This is a genomic window from Microbacterium sp. AR7-10, from assembly GCF_001878835.1.
Classification (GTDB): domain Bacteria; phylum Actinomycetota; class Actinomycetes; order Actinomycetales; family Microbacteriaceae; genus Microbacterium; species Microbacterium commune.
The window spans coordinates 1-4501 of the sequence record NZ_MJIR01000101.1; the positions used below are offsets into that span (position 1 = coordinate 1).

The 4501-nt window shown below is 69.3% G+C and carries 3 protein-coding genes; all 3 read right to left on the reverse strand.

Annotated elements, in window-relative coordinates; all coding sequences use genetic code 11:
* Nucleotides 1-9 precede the first annotated feature (9 nt).
* Nucleotides 10-771: an alpha/beta fold hydrolase gene (locus tag BFN01_RS13305; RefSeq protein WP_071644825.1), complete on the reverse strand. Its 762-nt coding sequence runs from the start codon at nt 769-771 to the stop codon at nt 10-12.
* A gap of 99 nt (nt 772-870) precedes the next feature.
* Nucleotides 871-3513, reverse strand: a complete 2643-nt coding sequence (locus tag BFN01_RS13310; protein WP_177243876.1) for a penicillin acylase family protein — start codon at nt 3511-3513, stop codon at nt 871-873.
* 104 nt (nt 3514-3617) lie between these two features.
* Nucleotides 3618-4501: YhgE/Pip family protein (locus BFN01_RS13315; protein ID WP_143187252.1), on the reverse strand; the 884-nt coding region annotated here is incomplete at its 5' end.

Here is a 4501-nt window from a genome sequence, read left to right on the forward strand (position 1 = left end):
CGGGCGGGGTCAGAGGTCGCGGATGAAGTCGCGGATCGTGTCGGCCGCGCCACCGGAGTCGCTGATCAGCGTGCCGTGGCCATGGTCGGGGATCTCGACGAACCGGGCATCCGGAACCATGTCGACGATCTCGCGGCACCAGGTCATCGGGGCGAGCGGATCGCGCTGCCCGCGCACGACGAGCACCGGCACACCCACCCGCGGATACGCGTTCTCGGGTCGGTGCACGATCGTCGCCTTCATCTTGCGCAGCAGATGCGGTCCGCCGCGCAGGTACTCGCGCGCTCCTCGCCACAGCACTTCGGGACGCTCGTGCAGCAGGTCCCACAGCAGATATCCGGCTTGAGCCCGGATGCTGCGCGACGCGCTGTTCACCGTCGGGCCGGCGAGCACGAGCGCAGAGACGACATCCGGGTGGCGCACCGCGATCTCGGCGGCGATCTGGCTGCCCATCGAATGCCCCATGATCACCGCGTCGTCGATGCGGCGGCTGCGCAGGTACGCGGCGACGAGATCGGCGTGACGCTCCATGGTGAGCGTGCGTGCGGGTTCGGGCGCCTCGCCGAAACCCGGCAGGTCGAGACCGATGATCCGACCCCCAAGGCGCGAGGTGAGGTCGAGGTACACGCTGCGGCCCATGCCGATGCCGTGAACCAGCACGATAGGGCGCGGACCGGCGCCGAAGTCCTCGTGCACCAGCGTCGCGCCGGCGTAGGCAAACTCGCCGATGTCGGCGACGGTGCCCTCGGGTGCGAGCAGGCGTTCGGGCATCCCTCTACGGTACCCGGCCGCGGATGGGCGTCATCCGACCGACATCCCTCTTCGTCACCCGGCCGGGAGTGGACGTCACCCGACCGACATCCCGGAGCGCTACCCGGCGGGGGTGAGCACCAGCCGATCGACGGCCGCCTTCTGCACCGCCTTCGTCGAGAACGCCCACGGCTTCTGGATGCCCTTGGCCCAGTCTCCGGTCTGGTCGGTGTAGTGGGAGTTGAACGCGTGCCCGCTGGCGCCGGTCAGGTGGTTCCAGGTCGAGGCGTCGAAGTCGTCGAGGTCGATGACCATCCGCATCGACGGCACGGTGACCGTCGCGTACGACTCGCCCAGCCGCCAGCCGGTGGCGTTCACCACCGAGGCGCCGCCGCCGACCGGGTAGGGGCCGCGGTTGAAGAGCATCTCGATCGGGGCGATGCCCGAGGTGCCGAGGGTCGAATGGGTCAACGAGAGGGCGTGCAGGTCGCCCCAGCGCCACGCGGTCACGTCCTCGCCCTGCAGCTCTGCGAGCTCGTCGTAGGCCTGATCGGCAGACAGTGCGAGCATCGACTCCATGTCGTCGACGCCGAGGCGCGCGTTCTGCCACAGCGGATCCGCCGGATCCTCGAGCATCTGGCCCACGACGGTGAACAGGCGCCCCTGGTCGCCGACCGGCATCGAGACCTCGCGGTCGATGAACAGGTTGTGCACGAGGTTCGACCAGAGCACGTTCGCGTAGGCCGCGGCGGGGGAGTCGGGGGCGTTCTGCACGTCCCACGTGCGCAGCAGGTCGACGGCGGCCTTCGGCCCCGTGCGCTCGACCGGCACCGCATCCATCGCGGCCGCGAGCTGCTTGCCGATCCACATCTCATCGTCCATCTGGATGTCGCGCATGTCCTGCGCGGTGAGTGGGGCGGCCGCGGCGCGGCGCTCGATCAGGTGCGCGATGCGCGCGGCGCGGTACCCGTAGTCCCAGTCCTTCGAGAGGAAGTAGTCGTAGTCGTCGCCGACGATCGCATTGTTGGCCGTGACGATGTAGCCCTCGCGCGGGTTGTACGACACGGGCAGCTCGTCGAACGGGATGAAGCCCTGCCAGTCGTAGCTGCTGTCCCACCCCGGCTGCGGCAGGGTGCCGTCGCCGGCGCCGCGGACCGGCAGCCGCCCCGGCGCCTGGTATCCGATGTTGCCCTCGAGATCGGCGTAGATCAGATTCTGCGCGGGCACGTCGAAGAGGGATGCCGCGCGGCGGAAGCCCTCGAAATCCTCCGCCATGTTCATCGCGAAGAGGGCGCTGGAGGTCGTGCCGGGGTCGAGGGCCGTCCATCGCAGGCTGACGGCGGTGTCGCCGGACGGGATCTCGGGTGCGCCCGCGAGCGGCAGCGCAGCGTCCGCGTCGCCGACCACGGGGTCCTCGCTGATGGCGGTGAAGTCGTCTGCGAGGCCGGAGATGATCGGACCGTGGGCGGTGCGCCGGATGGTCAGCGGCACGTCGTCGCCGCCGGCGACCTTGATGACGTCGCTCTCGATCTCGAGCGGGACGAGGGCGCCGTCGCGCCAGTACGAGTCGCCGTCGATCTTCTCGACGTACAGATCGGCGACATCGGTGGTGAGGTTCGTGAACCCCCACGCGATCTTCGCGTTGTGCCCGATCACCACGCCCGGCATCCCCGAGAACGAGAACCCGCCGACGTCGAACGGGCAGGCCTCGCTCACCTTCCGACACTTCAGCTGCACCTGGTACCAGACCGACGGGAGCGCCGCGCCCAGGTGCGGATCGTTGGCGAGCAGCGGCATCCCGCTCTCGGTCAGATCGCCGGAGACCACCCACGAGTTCGACCCGATGCCCTCGCCCGCGCCACCGAGCAGCATGCTGGCGGCCTCGATGACGCTGTCTGCCTCGTGCCACTCGACGGTGCGCAGCGCGTCGGTGATCTCGGCCTCGCCGCCCGTGGAGAACGATGCCGGAACCGCGTCGGTCGCGACCGGATCGACGGGCGAGATCTCGGGCACGATGATCGGGTTCTTGTCGAACGGGTAGTCGGGGTAGAGCTTCTTCACCAGCTCGCCCGTCTGCTCGGCGGTGTCGCCGGCGTCGACGAGCCGCGCCGCGAGCAGGGCGCGATCGGTCTCGTCCTCGATGTTGGTGCGGAGGTCCCAGGCCATCGCCTTCAGCCACGCGACGGAATCGGCGGGCTCCCACGGCTCGGGGCGGTAGTCGGGGTTCTGCATGCCGAGAACGGCATACTCGAGAGACAGCTCGGCGCCCGACCGCGACGACAGGTAGGCGTTCACGCCGTCGGCGTAGGCCTGGTAGTAGCCGAGCGTCGTCTCGTCGAGCGCCTCGACCTCCTGCTCGGCGACCGTGCGCCAGCCGAGCGTCCGCAGGAACTTGTCGGTGCCGACCTGCGAGGCGCCGAACATCTCCGCCACGCGTCCCGAGGTCACGTGCCGGCGGAAGTCCATCTCGAAGAAGCGGTCCTGTGCGTGCACGAAGCCCTGGGTGAACAGCAGATCCTCGGCGGTGGAGGCGGTGATGGTCGGGATGCCGCGGTCGTCCCGCTGCACGGTCACCGACTTCTCCAGACCTTTCAGCGCCAGCTCTCCCGACGTCTGCGGGAAGGATCGCTGGATCGTCCAGGTGAGGAAGAATGCGGCGGCGACGGCGATCACCACGAGGGCGGCGACGACGAGGAACGCGATTCTTCCGATGCGGGCGGCAAGGCTGCGGGGTCGCCTCGCAGCGGGGATATCAGTCGTCATCGGCGGAAGGTCCTCAAGGGTAGGTGGGACTGCGTGTCACGTAGTCCGGGTGCGCGTCTCGGGAAAGCGCGCGCCCTGGCATACTACCCATTCACCGAACGAGATCACATGAGCTTCGTCGACTGCAGGGCCGCCAGCATCTTCTGATTGCTGCGGATGAACGGGCGGCGCAGCACCAGTCCGAGCAGCAGCGCCGGCAGGGTGAACGCGAGCAGCCAGCCGAGCGACACCCAGTAGTCGTTTTGGTAGATGCCGGCGATGGCCGAGCGCATGGCGTTCACCGCATGCGTCGCGGGCAGGAACGGGCTGATGCTCTGGAACCACGGCGGCAGCACCTGCAGCGGGTACGCGCCGCCCGATCCCGAGATCTGCATCACCAGCAGAAGCACTGCCAGCGCTTTGCCGGCGTTGCCGAAGGTGACGACGAGCGTGTAGATGATCAGCGTGAACACCAGCGACGCGACCCACCCGGCGAGGATCAGCAGGAGCGGATGCCGCGGCTGCACCTGCGTGAACAGCACGCTGCCGAGACCGAGCAGCGAGCTCTGCAGGAATCCGACGACGGCGAAGATGCCGAACCGGCCGAGGTAGGTCTCGGTGGGGGAGAGCTCGGGCAGGCCCGTGGAGCCTCCGCGCGGCGGGTCGACGCGGATCGCGACCGCGGTCAGCAGCGCACCGACCCACAGTGCTAGCACGGTGTAGAGCGGCGTCATCGCGGCGCCGAAGCTGATCACCGAGTACACCGGCACGCGGGTGAGCTCGACGGGCTCGGCGAGATGCGTCGCGAGCGTGTGCGGATCGGCGCCGATCAGCTCGGTCAGCTCGGTCAGATCGCCGGTGTCGCGAGCGGTCACGAGCGCCGAGGCGAGCTCGTCGAACCTGGCCGCGGTCTCGGGGAGCGAGTCGGAGATGCCGGCGGTTAGCGCCTTGGCGTCGGACAGCGCCGAACCCGTCGACGGAGAGCCGGGGAGCGGGCCGGCGGCATCTC